The sequence below is a fragment of the Rhizobium sp. CCGE 510 genome (genome assembly GCF_000292525.1).
GTDB lineage: Bacteria > Pseudomonadota > Alphaproteobacteria > Rhizobiales > Rhizobiaceae > Rhizobium.
This window is the reverse complement of record NZ_AEYF01000008.1, coordinates 35,719-51,361: the sequence shown is the minus strand read 5'-3', so window position 1 is coordinate 51,361 and position 15,643 is coordinate 35,719. Positions and strand designations below refer to the sequence as shown.

Genomic DNA, 15,643 nt, shown 5'->3' with positions numbered 1-15,643 from the left:
CTCGAGAACGGGCCGGGCTCGTGCTGCAGCCATCCTCTGTCAATCTCGAAATTACGGTGATCACCATTCGGGAGAAATGTCATGGTACGCTTGCTTTCCGTCAATGTGGGCCTGCCGCGCGACATCACTTGGCAAGGCAAGATCGTCAACACCGCCATTTGGAAAACGCCGGTCGACGGTCCGCGCATGGTGCGGCGACTGAACGTGGACGGCGACGGACAGGCCGACCTCGCCGGCCATGGCGGTGAAGGCCGTGCGGTCTTTGTCTACCAGATCGATTCCTACCGGTACTGGCAGGAGCAGTTGCGCCGCGACGACTTTGTCTACGGGCAGTTCGGAGAGAATTTTACCGTCGATGGTTTGCCCGACGCAGAAGTCTGCATTGGAGACCGGTATCGGATCGGCGCCGCACTGTTCGAGGTGACGCAGCCCCGCGTCACCTGCTACCGGCTTGGCATACGCATGGACGAGCCGGAGATGGCCGCGTTGCTGGTCAAACATGGCCGTCCCGGCTTCTACTTGCGTGTGCTGGAGGAAGGGGAAGTGCGGGCAGGCGACGAGATCGTGAAGGTTATGTCCGGCCCCGAAGGCATGAGTATTTTTACGATCAACGCGCTGCTTTACATGCCCGGCCACCCTCGTGACCAGTTGGAGCGCGCGATGCACATCCCGGCGCTCAGCGCCGGTTGGCGAGGATCATTCGAGGCGCTGCTCAAGCAGGGGCGGGAGGAGGGAGCAGCGACGGGAAATGCCGGGCTTGCCGGCGCATCCGGTCCGCCTCCCGCATGGCGCGGTTTCCGCCCTATGCGTGTGTCGCGTAAGGTGCATGAAAGCGGCAGCGTGACCTCCCTCCTGCTCGAACCGACGGATGGCCAAGCCGTTGCCGCGGCACTGCCCGGGCAGTTCGTGGTGCTGCGGCTCGGGCCAGCTTCTGCGCCGGCGATGATGCGTAGCTATTCGCTGTCAGGCGAGCCCAGCGCCAGTCATTATCGCGTCAGCGTCAAACGGGAGGCCCATGGCCTTGCCAGCGGTTATATCGATGACGAACTGCAGGTTGGAGACATCGTGCAGGCAAGCGCCGCGCGCGGCAGTTTCACGTTGCGGCCGGGCGCCTCGCCCATTGTTCTCTTGAGTGCGGGTATCGGCGTGACGCCGGTGCTGGCGATGCTTCACGTTCTGGCGGCCGAAGCGTCGACCCGGCAAGTCTGGTGGTTATACGCTACCCGCAACGGCCGCGAACATCCGTTTGCCGAAGAGGCGCGCAGGCTGCTCGGAACGCTCGCGCACCATCGCAGCCACATTCGCTACAGTTTGCCCGATCCGGAGGATCGGCCTGAGCTGGATTTCGACGCTTACGGCCGTCTGGATGTTCAGGCGCTGAAAATGCTCGACCTGCCGCGCGATTGCGATGTCTATATCTGCGGCCCCTCGACATTTATGAGCGATCTGACCGTTGGACTGACAGATCTGGGCATCGCCCCGGAGCGCATTCACAGCGAGATGTTCGGCGCCGGCGCGTCGATAACCCCCGGAATGTCTGCTTCGCCGCCTCGTCCGCCGCATTTACCGGCAGGGTCTCCAGGCTCTGGGCCGATGGTGTCGTTTGCGCGCACCGGCCTCAATGTGCGCTGGGAGCCGACATTCCAGAGCCTGCTCGAACTGGCGGAGGCCTGCGACGTGCCGGTGCGATGGTCGTGCCGAACCGGCGTCTGTCACACCTGCGAGACCGGACTTGTCGCAGGGAGCGTCGGCTACCGGCCCGACCCCGTCGATGCGCCGGCGGATGGCAACGTGCTGATCTGCTGCTCGAAGCCCCAGGGCGACATCGTGATCGATTTGTAGAGATAGGATATCTTGCACGTCTTGGCGGATGTTTGATTGTCACTGCCTTGCAAGCGTGGAGATACGATGCTGCCCAAAGGCGAACGAACCTTCGTGCTGCTGGGCTTCCTCGCATGACGCGCAAAGAGGACTGCAACAGCTTGAATCGCGGCACAATCCTCAAGCCGCTTCCGATTTAAGCAATTATGCGGTAGCCTGCCTGCTGGCTTAAATCGAGCGAAGGTTTTCGTTCGACGCTGAGACGGCCTCAAACGACGAAGTACCGACCGTCGGGATTTCAAATTACGTTCTGTCATCGACAATCAGGCCAAATGCGATGTGCACGGAACAAGGATGCCCCCAATGGGTTTCGAACCTTAGCGTTCAATAGGAGGAGCATTTCATGCCTACGGTTGCAGCGACATCCATCACTCCACCGGACCAGCACCTCGTCACTGCGCTCGAAGCTATCGAGCCGCTGTATGAGAAGCTCGAGCTTCAAACGGAAACGCTAGTGCTGGCCGCGGCGCTGGAAGCAGGATGGTCTCCGGATGAGGCAACGAAGGCACTTGCGGCGCTGAGGCTGCAGGATGCTCTTTCCACCCTGGACGAACGAGCCCGCCGTTAGGGATTATCGACTGCTTCGCACACTTTTGCGCGACATGCTTTAGTGCGAGCCGCCGGCTTTGCGTCGCCTGCGGCTGACCATCATTCCGCCGACGATAAGAACAATACCGATCGCGTTCGCCCAAAACGACGTTGGAACGGCGCTGAGATAATCGAATGCCACCCCAGTTACCATCTGGCCGCCGATGATCAGCAGGGCTGCATTGACCGCACCGATGCGAGCGATCGCCCAGCTGCCTGCCGCCACGAAGATGACGCCGATCGGACCACCCAGAAAGACATACCAGGGCGCCTCGGCAGCGCCCACAGGAAGCAGGCCGCCGACAAAGAGGCCAAGGCATGTGAGAACGGCAAAACCGACGGCGTGATTCCAGAAAGATGCGATCAACGGCGTGGTGGATATGCTCAACCGTCCATTGAGCTGGCGACTGAGGCCGACGAGCACGCCGCCGAGGCAAGCCAGGAGAACGAACACGGTCATGCCGCACCTCGCCCAAACAGGATGATGAGCGCGCCGCCGGTGACGACCAGGCCGAGCGCGGCAATGTCTCGCATGTCCGGCCGCCGCTTCGGCAGACCGAACAATCCCCAGCTGTCGGCCGCCAGGCTGAAGGCGACCTGGCCTGCCAAACCCAGAGCCAAGGTGCCGGAGAGCCCGAGCGGCGAGTTGACCGCCGTCGAGGTCAGAATGACCGTTGCGGCGCCGGATACCCCACCGAGATAGGCCCACCACGGCGCGCCGGTGGTTTTTCTCACCGTCGGAGTGCGTCGGCGGTAGAGCGCTAAAAGAAGAATAGCGGCGGCGACCATGCCTGTGCCGTGAGCAGTCCAGGATGAGAACAGCGGATTGCCATACCGTGCCAACTCCCCGTTGAGATGCACCATGAACGTCAAGAGCCCACCCGTCGCAAAAGCTCCGATGAAGTAGATGGGATGCGAATTACGTGCTGCGTCGATGGTCATTGCAGATCCCGTCAAAGAATCGATTGCGCCTGATATTTTTCAGATTGCTACCACAGCAGGCGCATCTTTTCAGGACGCGCAACGACGCTGCATAATCGGCGCGTCTTGCACCCGGCTGGAGCTTTCGGCTTCGACATCGGAGTGCTAAACGGCGCCGGTTGTATATAAAGGAAATATCGTGAAAAAATTGGTTCGCCTGCTGCTGACGATCGCTCTAGCCATCGTCATTTTTACCGGTTTCCGCTGGTATCGCTATATCTCCAACACCGACAGCCCCTATGACGAAATCGGCATCACGCTCAACAATGCCATGCCCGGTCCAATCAACAGCTGGGGCTGCGCCAAGCTGAAAATCACCTTTGCCGGTTCCCTGCCACCCTACGGCTGCGCCGTCGGCGGCGGGACGCAGTGGAAGTAACACCAAGCCTGATGGGGGACTTCTGAAGTTTGGCACGAATGCCACGCTATCTGGCCATTCTGCCACTGGCAGCGTGGCTCCCGGAACAGGATAAAGAGTTGGAGCATGATGTCGTCCGAAAACCGCTCACACTTTTCGGCATCATGCTCTAGCCATGCGATGTCGTCGCGTGAACCGTGTTTGCCCCAGGAGAGATGATGTCACGAAATACCGAATTGCTAAGCGCCATCCAGATCTATTTCGATGCGCTTTATACTTGTGATCTCCAGCTGTTCGACAGGGTTTTCCACCCGGCCTGCAGCCTGTTCGATGCTGATGAAGGCGCAATTGTCGTTGATCCGATCGCGGCCTACCGCCGGGTCATCGCCGAGCGGATTTCGCCTTCCAGCCGCTCGCAACCGCGTGAAGACGAGATTGTTCTGATCCACTGGCTCTCGGATGTTTCTGCCACCGTCAAAGTCCGGCTGCGCATTCATGAGAATGTTTTCATCGATCATCTGTGCCTTGTGAAAGACAAGGACGGCTGGCGGATTGTTGCCAAGATTTGGCATCTCGAAAGAAAAACGGCATAGGTCAGATTGGCCAGACGGCCAGCAGGGCCGGCACACTGACAAGCACGACGATGAACGAGAGTGGCAGGCCCAATCTCGCATAGTCGCCAAAGCGATAGCCGCCCGGCCCCATGACCAGCGTGTTGCACTGGTGTCCGATGGGTGTGAGGAAATCACAGCCGGCTCCGATCGCCACCGCCATCAGAAAAGCATCGGGCTGAAAGCCCAACTTGGCGGCAAAGGTCGCGGCAATCGGAGCCATGACCAGAACGGTCGCCGCGTTGTTCAAAAATGGGGTTACGGCCATTGCCGCAACCAGAATGAGAGCCAGCGCGCCGAACGGCGGCAGCATTTCGGCGATCCGCGAGAGGAGGTCGGCGATGATGTCGGTGGTTCCCGTGGTTCTCAGCGAATCGCTGATCGGGATGAGAGCGGCCAGCATGATCAGAATGGGCGCGTCGAGATGATGATAGACTTCACGCAACGGAATAGATCCGCTGACCACCATCAGAAAGGCGGCGGCAAAAAATGCCGTCGCGACAGGAATGCCGCCGAAGGCTGTCGCCGCCATGGTGGCCAGGAGGATGATGACGGGGATCATGCCATTGCGGGCGTTGCCGAGCTTCAAGTCGCGTTCGACCAGCGGCAAACATCCCCATTCGCGTAAAAGATCCGGCAGTTTCTGCAAGTCGCCCTGCAAGACCACGACGTCGCCGTTGCGGATCTTGATCTCGCCCAGACGCTCGGTGAAGCGCCTGTCCCGGCGGCTGACGGCAAGAAGGTTGAGGCCGGTGTTGTGGAAGAGAGCGACGTCTTTTGCGCTGACGCCGATCAGCCGGGAATGTTCGCCGACGATAGCTTCAACAGAACTGATGTCCTGGCGTGTCTCCGGCTCGTGTTTGCGATCGGACAGTTGAAGCTTGGCTTCACTGACGATCTTGTCGAGGGCGCTCTGCTCCCCCTCGATCATCAGAAGGTCGCCATCCTTGAGCACGGTGTCGGGAAGCGGCGTTCGCCTCTGGCCGCTGCCACCGATAATTGCGGTCACCATCGCATCGCCGCCGGCGGGTTTCTGCAGCCAGCTGACGGACCGGCCGATCGCCGCCGACGGCGTGGTGACCTTGGCCTCGGTCGTGTAGTTTTTGATCGCCACCGCCTCATCCATCGAGGTTTCTGCCCGGGTTCTTTCCGGAAGCAGCTTGTAAAACAGCGCCAGAAAGACAACGCCGGCGACCGCGAGCGCCAGGCCGACAGGCGTATAATCGAACATCGTGAACGGCTGCCCGGTGATCTCCTCACGCACCCGGGAGACGATGATGTTCGGCGATGTGCCGATCTGCGTCATCAACCCGCCGAGCAGAGAGGCGAAAGACATCGGCATCAAGAACATCGACGGCGATACGCGTGATTTCCGAGCCATTTGCACGGCAACGGGGATCATGATCGCCAGCGCACCGATATTTTTGACGAAAGCCGACAGGGCCGCGACGACGGCAACCAGGATGATCAGCTGCGTCCGTGGCCCGCGTCTTTCGGGAGAAAATCGGCGCAACGCGACATCCATGATTCCCGATCTCGATATCGCCGCACTGACGATGAGCGCGCTGCCGACGATGATGACAATGTCATCGGAAAAACCGGAAAAGGCATTTTTGGCCGGGACGATGCCGGCAATGATGGCAACGAGCAGCGAACTCACGGCGACGATATCGTATCGATAACGACCCCATACAAAGGCACCCATCATGAGCGCGATGATGAGAAGGGAAAGCCATTGGTCAACGCGCATGTCTGCATCCCGGTGGTAGCAATTAACGTTTGAAGCATGAGAACGATACGACGCGACGGCGAATTTTTTTCACCGTATTGCCGCTTTGCGCGTGTTGCCAATATTCAGCGGGAGCAGGCCATCATGGAACCTCCAGCCGCCAGCCGGCATTCCATGCTTGGATATGCTGTTTGGGGAACGACCATGGCCAGTGACAACCTCTCGACATATCGATCGAAGCGCGACTTTCAAAAGACGGCGGAGCCGAGCGGCGACAAGCAGATCGCGCGCAGCAATCGCCGTCGCTTCATCATCCAGAAACATGATGCCACCCGGCTGCATTACGACCTGCGGCTCGAACTCGACGGCGTGTTCAAATCCTGGGCGGTCACCAAAGGCCCATCGCTCGATCCGCACGACAAGCGGCTGGCCGTCGAGGTGGAGGATCACCCGCTCGACTATGGCGATTTCGAAGGCACGATTCCGAAAGGGCAGTATGGCGGCGGCACGGTGATGTTGTGGGACCGCGGCTATTGGGAGCCGGAGGGAAACAAGAGCCCGGAGCAGGCCCTGGCCAAGGGTGACTTCAAGTTCACCCTGGAAGGCGAAAGGCTGCACGGAAGCTTCGTGCTGGTGCGCATGCGCAATGACCGCGATCGGGGCAAGCGCACCAACTGGCTGTTGATCAAGCACCACGACGAGTTCTCGGTCGAAGAGGATGGCGCGGCGATCCTGGAAGAGAAGGACACCTCGGTGGCCTCCGGCCGAACGATGGACGCGATCGCCGCCGGCAAAGGCCGAAAGCCAAAACCGTTCATGATCAAGGGCGGTGATATCAAGGCGGATGCCATCTGGGACAGCAACCACGGGCTGGCTGCCGAAGAGAGAAAAGAGGACCGCCGAGCCGGAAGCAAGCAGAAGAAGGTTCCGACCGTCGACCTTCCGGACTTCATTGAGCCGCAACTTTGCCAAACCCTGGAGCGGCCGCCGGCCGGCACGGGCTGGATTCATGAGATCAAGTTCGACGGCTACCGCATCCAGATGCGCACGCTCGAGGGCGAGGCGACGCTGAAGACCCGGAAGGGGCTCGACTGGACCGGCAAATATCCGGAGATCGCCGAGGCGGCATCGGCGCTGCCCGGCGCCATCATCGACGGCGAGATCTGCGCCCTCGACGACCATGGCGCACCGGATTTCGCAGCCCTGCAGGCAGCCATTTCCGAAGGCAGGACCGGCGATCTCGTCTACTTCGCCTTCGATCTTCTTTATGAGGGTGGCAAGGACTTGCGATCTCTGCCTCTCATCGAACGCAAGGCGCGGCTTCGAAACTTCCTGTCGGATGCCGGCGGTGATCCCCGCCTGCGTTTCGTCGAACATTTCGAAACCGGCGGCGATGCGGTGCTTCGCTCGGCCTGCAAGCTCTCACTGGAAGGCATCGTTTCCAAACAGGGCGATGCACCCTATCAATCCGGCCGCACCGAAAGCTGGGCGAAGTCCAAATGCCGCGCCGGCCACGAAGTGGTGATCGGCGCCTATGCCAAGACCAATGGCAAATTCCGATCCCTGCTGGTCGGCGTCTACCGTGGCGACCACTTCGTCTATGTCGGCCGCGTCGGCACGGGCTATGGCGCGAAGAAAGTGGAATCGCTGCTTCCGAAGCTGAAGGCGCTCGAGACGGCAAAATCGCCCTTTACCGGCATCGGCGCGCCAAAAAAGGAGGCCGAGGTCACCTGGCTGAAGCCGGAACTGGTCGCCGAAATCGAATTCGCCGGCTGGACCGCCGACGGTCAGGCCCGCCAGGCCGCCTTCAAGGGTCTGCGCGAGGACAAGCCGGCCAGGGAGGTCAGGGCTGAACGGCCTGCGAAGCCCGCAGAGACTGAAGTGCCCGAGCCCGCGGTGGAGGCGAAGGCCCGGCCCGTTCGCCGCAAAGGCGCCAAGGCCGAAGTGATGGGCGTGCTGATTTCCAACCCGGACAAGCCGCTGTGGCCGGATGCCAATGACCGCAGAGCGGTGACCAAGGAGGACTTGGCCCGCTATTACGAAGCCGTCGGCGCCTGGATGATCGAGCACATTAAGGGTCGCCCCTGTTCGATCATCCGCACGCCGGACGGGGTTGGCGGCGAGCAGTTTTTCCAGCGCCATGCGATGCCCGGCACCTCGAACCTTCTCGAACTGGTCAAGGTCTTCGGTGACAAAAAGCCCTATCTGCAGATCGACCGGGTCGAGGGTCTGGCTGCTGTCGCACAGATCGGCGCTGTCGAGCTGCATCCCTGGAATTGTGAACCCCATAAGCCGGAGGTGCCGGGCCGGCTGGTGTTCGACCTCGACCCCGGCCCCGATCTGCCGTTCTCCACCGTCGTTTCCGCCGCTCGCGAAATGCGCGATCGTCTCGACGCGCTGGGTCTGATCAGCTTTTGCAAGACGACCGGCGGCAAGGGCCTGCACGTCGTCACGCCGCTTGCGATCAACAAGCGCAAACCTCTTTCCTGGGCGGAAGCGAAGGGCTTCGCGCACGACGTCTGCCAACAGATGGCGCGTGATAATCCAGACCTTTATCTGATCAAGATGACAAAGAGCCTGAGGAACGGCCGCATCTTCCTCGACTATCTCCGTAACGACCGGATGGCGACGGCCGTGGCGCCTTTGTCGCCGCGCGCCCGGCCGGGCGCGACCGTCTCGATGCCGCTGACCTGGACCCAGGTCAAATCGGATCTCGACCCCAAACGTTTCACCATCCGCACCGTGCCGGCGCTGCTTTCGAAGTCGTCAGCCTGGGAAGATTACTGCGATGGCCAGCGGCCACTGGAGCAAGCGATTAAACGCCTTGGCAAAATCTCCAAGGCGGCTTGAGCGTTCTGTCGGAATGAATTTTCTCCGAGGGCCGGTATTGCCCTTCGCCAAACCGCTCCAAATTACAGCGGAGTGGAATGTCGACATCAAGCGTTTGACAATCCCCTCCCCCTGAGGTCTACTGGCCCACTTACCGGACCAGTAGACCTCAGGGGGAGGGGATGGCGATGGATGTTCGAGCAATGCTCGAAGACGACGTTGCGACGCTTGGGGGAGCGCCGAAGAAGTCGATGAAAGACTTCGTCGTCCAGAAGATTGCGACCTTCATCGCCACCGGCATCCTCAAGACAGGTGATCCGCTTCCCAGCGAACGTGAACTGGCTGCCGCGCTCTCGGTCAGCCGTGAGACCGTCCGTGGCGCGATCCTTATCCTTTCCACGCATGGAATTCTCTCGGTTGCGCAGGGAACGCGCACGGTGGTGGCATCGGAAGATGTCGGCGAATTGGCTGTTCAGGCGGCGCGCTATCGCGACATTGCGGCCTACAGTCTCGACAATGTTCATGAGGCGCGGCTGTTGATCGAAGCGCAGGTCGTCAGGGCTGCCGCGGTCAGGATGGAGCCTTCAACGCTTGATTATCTCCGCCAGTCGATCGCCGCACAGGAAGCCGCCAGTGACGATCCTGTTCGCTTCTTGATCTGTGACCGGGAATTTCACACCGCCATCTACCGCTCCAGCGGCAACGCGGTGCTGGCTGACATGGCCGCCGACCTCTATTCCTACCTTCTCAGCCACCGAAGGCGCGTCGTCTCGCAGCCCGGGACGATCGCCACCAGCATCGCCGATCACCGGCTGATCCTCGCCGGTCTGGAGACCGGAGACCCGGACGCCGCATGCGCGGCCTTCGCGATCCACGAAACCCGCATTTACACGACAACCAAACTGCTCCTTGCCTAGTTCGCAGGCGAAGAACAGGTGAGACAGGAAATCGAACACAGGGGGAATAGGATGCATATTCTCATTATCGGGGCGGGAGGCATGATCGGCCGGAAGCTCGCCAACAGCTTGGCACGCAGCGGTTCGCTCGGCGTTCAAACGATCACCCGCATGACGCTTGTCGATATCGCGCCGCCGCCGGTGCCAGCCGGCGTCGTTGCGTCGGTCGAAGCCCTGGCGGCCGATATTTCCGAAGGCAATGCCGCAGAAGCTCTGGCGGCTCGCCGGGCCGACGTGATCTTCCATCTCGCCGCGATCGTTTCCGGCGAAGCCGAGCGCGATTTCGAACTCGGCTACCGGGTCAATCTCGATGGCACCCGAGCTTTGTTAGAAGCAATCCGTCATGAAGGAAGCCGGCAAGCCTATGTTCCCCGGCTCGTCTTCACCTCGTCGATCGCGGTCTACGGCGCGCCGTTTCCCGATCCGATCCCCGACGATTACATCCAGGCGCCGCTCACCAGCTACGGCGTGCAAAAGGCGATATCCGAGCTTCTGCTGTCCGACTATTCGCGCCGCGGCTTCGTCGACGGCGTCGGAATTCGACTGCCGACCATCGTGATCCGGCCGGGCGCCCCGAATGCCGCCGCGTCCGGCTTCTTTTCCGGCATTCTGCGGGAGCCGCTGGCTGGCCAGCGGGCGGTTCTCCCCGTGGAGGAAACGGTCAAGCACTGGCTGGCAAGCCCGCGTTCCGCCGTTAAATTTCTGATCCACGCCGCGACGCTCGACACATCGTCGCTGGGTGCGCGGCGCACGCTCACCATGCCGGGGGTCGCCGCCACCGTTGCCGACCAGATTGCTGCGTTGCGCCGTGCCGCCGGCCCCGAGGCCGCCGAATTGATCGACCGTCGCCGCGACGAGGTCATCGAAGGGATCGTCGCCGGATGGCCGAAATCCTTTGCGCCTGATCGTGCGACGCAACTGGGTTTTTCCGCCGAAGCCAGCGTCGACGAGCTGATCGAGGTCTACCTCGCCGAAGATGCTCCGGCTGCGTCCCGAGGAGATTGAGGAGACGCGAAGGAGGTCCCGCGCGGGCACCCCCCACAGATGCGGGATTGCGGTGGCTGACGGACTTGGGAGAGATGACAGCGGCCGGCAAGACAGAGTGAGATACGAATACTTAAAGCGCATGGCGCTCGATTTCTGGGAGGAGTGAGTATGGCAGGCGTTCAATTCGCGGATGTGCGGAAATCCTTCGGTGTGCATCCGGTCATCAAAGGCGTGGATATCGACATCGCCGATGGGGAATTCGTCATCCTGGTCGGCCCGTCCGGCTGCGGCAAATCCACACTGCTGCGGATGCTGGCGGGGCTCGAGAACATTTCCGGCGGCGAGATCAAGATCGGCGGGCGCGTGGTCAATACGCTGCCGCCGAAGGACCGCGACATCGCCATGGTGTTCCAGAACTACGCGCTCTATCCGCATATGACGGTGGAGCAGAACATGGGCTTCTCGCTGATGCTCAACAAGGCGCCGAAGGCCGAGGCCGAAAAGCGGGTGAAATATGCCGCCGGCATCCTCGGTCTCGATAAATTGCTCGACCGTTATCCGCGCCAGCTTTCCGGCGGCCAGCGCCAGCGTGTCGCCATGGGCCGGGCGATCGTGCGCGATCCGGAGGTCTTCCTGTTCGACGAACCGCTCTCCAATCTCGATGCCAAGCTGCGCGTCGCCATGCGCGCCGAGATCAAGGAGCTGCACCAGCGGCTGAAAACCACGACTGTTTACGTCACCCACGACCAGATCGAGGCAATGACCATGGCCGACAAGATCGTCGTCATGCATGACGGCGTCGTCGAGCAGATCGGCACACCGCTCGAGCTTTACGACAAGCCCGCCAATCTCTTCGTCGGCGGCTTCATCGGCTCCCCGGCGATGAACATGATCAAGGGCAGGCTCGATCCGGAAGACGCCCATCAGTTCGTCGCCGCCAACGGCACGCGGCTGCCCGTTGCCAATCCGCCGGCGAGTGCGGTGGGCCGTGAGCTCGTCTATGGGCTGCGCCCCGAATATATCTCCCTCGATCCGAACGGGGTGCCGGCCGAGATCGTGGTGATCGAACCCACCGGCTATGAAACCCATTTGAACGTTCGCCTTGGCGGCAGCGATGTCAGCTGCGTGTTCCGAGAGCGTGTCAATGCCCGCCCGGGCGAAGCGATCCGCGTGGCGATCGACGCTTCGCACGTCCATCTCTTCGATGCCGAAGGCGGACAAAGGTTGACCGACTGATGCCATCCGGCGGTACGGGAGGGGAGGAGTCTTCCCGGCCGCCGGAGCGCAAGCATTCCATGGGAGTTTCCGCTCCGGGGATGCCAGGCCGCCGTCTACCCAAGCGGGAGGTGGACGCCGGGGAATTGCTCCCGCTGTTTCAATGAGGAGGATCTCATGACGATCAAGAGACGTGAATTTCTTGCTGCATCGGCAGCCGTTGCCGGTGCTGCCGGCTTCGGCATCAAGCCATCTTTCGCGCAGGCCGAACCGACCTACACGCCGGAAAGCGGCGCCAGCCTGCGGCTGCTGCGCTGGACGCCTTTCGTCAAGGGCGATGAAGAGGCCTGGATCGCCAATACCAAGAAATTCACTGAAGCGACCGGTGTGGAAGTACGCATCGACAAGGAGAGCTGGGAGGACATACGTCCGAAGGCAGCGGTTGCGGCCAATGTCGGCTCCGGTCCCGATCTCATCATGTGCTGGTTCGACGACGCGCACCAGTATCCGGACAAGCTGGTCGATCTCACCGAGCTCGGCAATTATCTCGGCAACAAGTATGAGGGCTGGTACGACGGAGTGAAGGGTTATGCGACGCGCGGCGACACCTTCATCGCCATGCCACTGACGGCGATCGGCAATGCCGTCGTCTATCGCGACAGCCACGTGAAGGCCGCCGGTTTCAACGAATTCCCCAACGATACCGCAGGCTTCCTCGAACTGTGCAAGGCGATGAAGGCAAAGGGCACGCCGGCCGGCTTCCCGCACGGCAAGGCCGTCGGCGACGGCAACAACTACGCCCACTGGCTGCTGTGGAGCCATAACGGCATGATGGTCGATGAAGGCGGCAAGGTTACGATCAACAGCGCCGAGACGCTGGCATCGATCAACTATGCCAAGGAGCTGTACGCGACCTTCATTCCGGGCACGGAGAGCTGGCAGGACGTCAACAACAACCGCGCTTTCCTGGCCGGCCAGGTATCGCTGATCGCCAACGGCGTCTCGGTCTATTACACGGCCAAGAACGACCCGAAGCTCGCCGAGATCGCCAAGGACATCCGCACGACAAACTTCCCGATCGGCCCGGTCGGCAAGAGCGTCGAGCTTTGCCAGACGAGCTCGCTGCTTCTCTTCAAACACACCAAATATCCGGAAGCGGCCAAGGCCTACATCAAGTTCATGATGGAAGCCGACCAGATGAATGCCTGGATCCAGGGCTCCAGCGCCTATTGCTGCCAGCCGCTCAAGGCCTTTGCCAAGAACCCGATCTGGACTGCCGATCCGATCCACGCGCCCTATGCGCGCGCCTCGGAAAAACTGCGCCCGAACGGCTATGCCGGCCCGCTTGGCTACGCCTCGGCAGCGACCATGGCCGACTATGTTCTGGTCGACATGTATGCCGCCGCCGTCACCGGCCAGATGTCGCCGGAGGATGCGATGAAGGAAGCTGAACGCCGGGCAAACCGCTACTATCGCGTCTAAGCCATCCTTAATGCATGTCGCCCGGAAGTGTGCAGCGGTTCCGGGGATAACGACATGCATGGAAACAAGCGGCATGCCGGCTGTCGGCATGCCGCAAACTCCTCCGGGAGTTCGAAACGCGATCTGGAGATAAGCAATGTCGATGGCAAATTCGGGGGATAGACGTGGGCCGGTCTCTTCGCTCCTGCAGAACAACAATGTGCTCGGCTTCCTGTTCATGCTGCCGGCGGCGGTGTTCCTCGTCTGCTTTCTCACCTACCCGCTGGGGCTCGGCGTCTGGCTCGGCTTCACCGATACGAGGATCGGCCGCGACGGCATCTTCATCGGGCTGGAAAACTACCAGTTCCTGATGGACGACTCCGTCTTCTGGCTGTCGGTCTTCAACACCATTCTCTACACCTCCGTCGCCTCGGTGCTGAAATTCGCGCTCGGCCTCTGGCTGGCGATGCTGCTCAACCAGCATCTGCCCTACAAATCCTTCTTCCGGGCCATCGTCCTGCTGCCCTGGGTGGTGCCGACGGTGCTGTCGGCGCTGGCCTTCTGGTGGATCTACGATGCCCAGTTCTCGATCATCTCCTGGTCGCTGATGAAGCTGGGGCTGATCAGCGGACCGATCAACTTTCTCGGCGACCCGATCAATGCGCGCATATCCGTCATCGTCGCCAATGTCTGGCGCGGCATTCCCTTCGTGGCGATCTCGCTGCTTGCCGGGCTGCAGACGATCCCGGCGTCGCTGCAGGAGGCAGCCTCGCTCGACGGCGCCACGAGCTGGCAGCGTTTCCGCTATGTGACGCTGCCGATGCTGACGCCGATCATCGCCGTCGTGATGACCTTCTCGGTGCTGTTCACCTTTACCGATTTCCAGCTGATCTACGTGCTGACCAAGGGTGGGCCCGTCAACGCCACGCATCTGATGGCGACGCTGTCGTTCCAGCGCGGCATTCCCGGCGGCCAGCTCGGCGAGGGTGCGGCGATCGCAGTCGCCATGGTGCCCTTCCTGCTCGGCGCGATCATGTTCAGCTTCTTTGGCCTGCAGCGGCGCAAATGGCAGCAGGGCGGCCAGGATTGAGCTCAAGTTTAGGAGAATGACGATGTCGACACGTTCAAACACCGCCGATCAGGCAAACACCGCCGATCAGGTCGTGACCGACAATGCCGAAGGCATGAGCTATCTGAACCGCCTGCCGCGGCGGATCGTCATGCTCTATTTGCCGATGGCCGTTTTCGTCTTCGTGCTGCTCTTCCCGTTCTACTGGATGGCGGTCACCGCGGTGAAACCCAACGACCAGCTGACCGACTACAACAATTACAGCCCCTTCTGGGTGGTCGGACCGACGCTCGCGCATATCAAATACCTGTTCCTCGAGACATCCTATCCGGGCTGGCTGTGGAACACGATGCTGGTGGCGGTCTGCTCGACCTTCCTCTCGCTGGTGGCATCGGTCTTGGGCGCCTATGCTATCGAGCGCGTCCGCTTCACCGGCTCGCGTTCGGTCGGCCTGGTGATCTTCCTCGCCTATCTCGTGCCGCCGTCGATCCTCTTCATCCCGCTCGCCTTCATCGTCTTCAAGCTCGGGATCTACGACTCGCGGCTGGCGCTGATCTTCACCTATCCGACCTTCCTCATTCCCTTCTGCACCTGGCTGCTGATGGGCTATTTCCGCTCGATCCCATTCGAGCTGGAGGAAAGCGCGCTGGTGGATGGCGCCAACCGGTGGCAGATCTTGATCAAGATCATCCTGCCGCTCGCCGTGCCGGGGCTGATTTCGGCCGGCATCTTCGCCTTCACGCTGTCCTGGAACGAATTCATCTATGCCCTTACGTTCATTCAGTCATCGGAGAACAAAACTATTCCCGTCGGCGTGCTGACCGAACTGGTGCGCGGCGATGTCTTCGAATGGGGGGCGCTGATGGCGGGAGCCCTATTCGGCTCGCTGCCGGTGGTGATCCTCTATTCGTTCTTCGTGGATTACTACGTGTCCTCGATGACGGGTGCGGTAAAGGAGTGACAGCGGCAAATGGCGTG

The 15,643-nt window shown here is 61.1% G+C and carries 14 protein-coding genes; 11 read left to right on the top strand and 3 right to left on the bottom strand.

Features of this window, described 5'->3' with window-relative positions; genetic code table 11:
* The first annotated feature begins 81 nt into the window (after window positions 1–81).
* Window positions 82–1,842: an MOSC and FAD-binding oxidoreductase domain-containing protein gene (locus RCCGE510_RS05305; protein WP_007627876.1), complete on the top strand. Its 1,761-nt coding sequence runs from the start codon at window positions 82–84 to the stop codon at window positions 1,840–1,842.
* Window positions 1,843–2,224: 382 nt separating this feature from the next.
* Window positions 2,225–2,449, top strand: a complete 225-nt coding sequence (locus tag RCCGE510_RS05300; RefSeq protein WP_007627875.1) for a hypothetical protein — start codon at window positions 2,225–2,227, stop codon at window positions 2,447–2,449.
* 39 nt (window positions 2,450–2,488) lie between these two features.
* Here the strand turns inward: RCCGE510_RS05300 and RCCGE510_RS05295 are convergent, their stop codons facing one another.
* Together RCCGE510_RS05295 and RCCGE510_RS05290 are read right to left on the bottom strand one after the other, a co-directional pair.
* Window positions 2,489–2,929: a DMT family transporter gene (locus RCCGE510_RS05295; protein ID WP_007627874.1), complete on the bottom strand. Its 441-nt coding sequence runs from the start codon at window positions 2,927–2,929 to the stop codon at window positions 2,489–2,491.
* Complete coding sequence (locus tag RCCGE510_RS05290) at window positions 2,926–3,411, bottom strand: DMT family transporter (protein WP_007627873.1); 486 nt, start codon at window positions 3,409–3,411, stop codon at window positions 2,926–2,928. The genes RCCGE510_RS05295 and RCCGE510_RS05290 overlap by 4 nt, the downstream gene beginning before the upstream one ends.
* Before the next feature lie 178 nt (window positions 3,412–3,589).
* On the opposite strand from RCCGE510_RS05290, the gene RCCGE510_RS05285 reads away from it, so the two are divergent.
* Window positions 3,590–3,829, top strand: coding sequence for a hypothetical protein (locus RCCGE510_RS05285; RefSeq protein WP_007627872.1), 240 nt, complete (start codon window positions 3,590–3,592; stop codon window positions 3,827–3,829).
* A 194-nt stretch (window positions 3,830–4,023) separates the two neighbouring features.
* Complete coding sequence (locus RCCGE510_RS05280; protein WP_240539630.1) at window positions 4,024–4,401, top strand: nuclear transport factor 2 family protein; 378 nt, start codon at window positions 4,024–4,026, stop codon at window positions 4,399–4,401.
* 1 nt (window position 4,402) lies between these two features.
* Here RCCGE510_RS05280 and RCCGE510_RS05275 read toward each other — a convergent pair whose 3' ends face one another.
* Window positions 4,403–6,169: an SLC13 family permease gene (locus RCCGE510_RS05275; RefSeq protein WP_007627864.1), complete on the bottom strand. Its 1,767-nt coding sequence runs from the start codon at window positions 6,167–6,169 to the stop codon at window positions 4,403–4,405.
* Between the two features lie 183 nt (window positions 6,170–6,352).
* Here RCCGE510_RS05275 and ligD point away from each other — a divergent pair, with 183 nt between their 5' ends.
* The 7 genes from ligD (at window position 6,353) to RCCGE510_RS05240 (ending at window position 15,626) form a co-directional block, all read left to right on the top strand.
* Entirely contained in the window at window positions 6,353–8,998 is a 2,646-nt protein-coding gene (gene ligD, locus RCCGE510_RS05270; protein WP_007627863.1) for a DNA ligase D, read from the top strand.
* Between the two features lie 167 nt (window positions 8,999–9,165).
* Window positions 9,166–9,894, top strand: coding sequence for an FCD domain-containing protein (locus tag RCCGE510_RS05265; protein ID WP_037077826.1), 729 nt, complete (start codon window positions 9,166–9,168; stop codon window positions 9,892–9,894).
* Window positions 9,895–9,945: 51 nt separating this feature from the next.
* Entirely contained in the window at window positions 9,946–10,938 is a 993-nt protein-coding gene (gene denD / locus RCCGE510_RS05260) for a D-erythronate dehydrogenase (protein WP_007627861.1), read from the top strand.
* 150 nt (window positions 10,939–11,088) lie between these two features.
* Window positions 11,089–12,156 carry a sn-glycerol-3-phosphate ABC transporter ATP-binding protein UgpC gene (gene ugpC / locus RCCGE510_RS05255; RefSeq protein WP_007627858.1) on the top strand — a complete coding sequence of 356 codons (1,068 nt, stop codon included), beginning with the start codon at window positions 11,089–11,091 and terminating at the stop codon, window positions 12,154–12,156.
* A gap of 156 nt (window positions 12,157–12,312) precedes the next feature.
* Entirely contained in the window at window positions 12,313–13,617 is a 1,305-nt protein-coding gene (locus RCCGE510_RS05250) for an ABC transporter substrate-binding protein (protein WP_007627857.1), read from the top strand.
* A gap of 136 nt (window positions 13,618–13,753) precedes the next feature.
* Window positions 13,754–14,686, top strand: coding sequence for a sugar ABC transporter permease (locus RCCGE510_RS05245; protein WP_007627856.1), 933 nt, complete (start codon window positions 13,754–13,756; stop codon window positions 14,684–14,686).
* Between the two features lie 22 nt (window positions 14,687–14,708).
* Complete coding sequence (locus tag RCCGE510_RS05240) at window positions 14,709–15,626, top strand: carbohydrate ABC transporter permease (protein ID WP_007627855.1); 918 nt, start codon at window positions 14,709–14,711, stop codon at window positions 15,624–15,626.
* The last annotated feature ends 17 nt before the right edge of the window (window positions 15,627–15,643 follow it).

What these genes read in the sequence shown, in the direction of transcription:
- RCCGE510_RS05300 (WP_007627875.1), top strand. Translation starts at nt 2,225, where the DNA reads ATGCCTACGGTTGCAGCGACATCCATCACTCCACCGGACCAGCACCTC.
- RCCGE510_RS05290 (WP_007627873.1), bottom strand. Translation starts at nt 3,411, where the DNA reads ATGACCATCGACGCAGCACGTAATTCGCATCCCATCTACTTCATCGGA.
- RCCGE510_RS05275 (WP_007627864.1), bottom strand. Translation starts at nt 6,169, where the DNA reads ATGCGCGTTGACCAATGGCTTTCCCTTCTCATCATCGCGCTCATGATG.
- ligD (WP_007627863.1), top strand. Translation starts at nt 6,353, where the DNA reads ATGGCCAGTGACAACCTCTCGACATATCGATCGAAGCGCGACTTTCAA.
- RCCGE510_RS05280 (WP_240539630.1), top strand. Translation starts at nt 4,024, where the DNA reads ATGATGTCACGAAATACCGAATTGCTAAGCGCCATCCAGATCTATTTC.
- RCCGE510_RS05245 (WP_007627856.1), top strand. Translation starts at nt 13,754, where the DNA reads ATGTCGATGGCAAATTCGGGGGATAGACGTGGGCCGGTCTCTTCGCTC.
- denD (WP_007627861.1), top strand. Translation starts at nt 9,946, where the DNA reads ATGCATATTCTCATTATCGGGGCGGGAGGCATGATCGGCCGGAAGCTC.
- RCCGE510_RS05250 (WP_007627857.1), top strand. Translation starts at nt 12,313, where the DNA reads ATGACGATCAAGAGACGTGAATTTCTTGCTGCATCGGCAGCCGTTGCC.
- RCCGE510_RS05295 (WP_007627874.1), bottom strand. Translation starts at nt 2,929, where the DNA reads ATGACCGTGTTCGTTCTCCTGGCTTGCCTCGGCGGCGTGCTCGTCGGC.
- RCCGE510_RS05305 (WP_007627876.1), top strand. Translation starts at nt 82, where the DNA reads ATGGTACGCTTGCTTTCCGTCAATGTGGGCCTGCCGCGCGACATCACT.
- ugpC (WP_007627858.1), top strand. Translation starts at nt 11,089, where the DNA reads ATGGCAGGCGTTCAATTCGCGGATGTGCGGAAATCCTTCGGTGTGCAT.
- RCCGE510_RS05265 (WP_037077826.1), top strand. Translation starts at nt 9,166, where the DNA reads ATGGATGTTCGAGCAATGCTCGAAGACGACGTTGCGACGCTTGGGGGA.
- RCCGE510_RS05240 (WP_007627855.1), top strand. Translation starts at nt 14,709, where the DNA reads ATGTCGACACGTTCAAACACCGCCGATCAGGCAAACACCGCCGATCAG.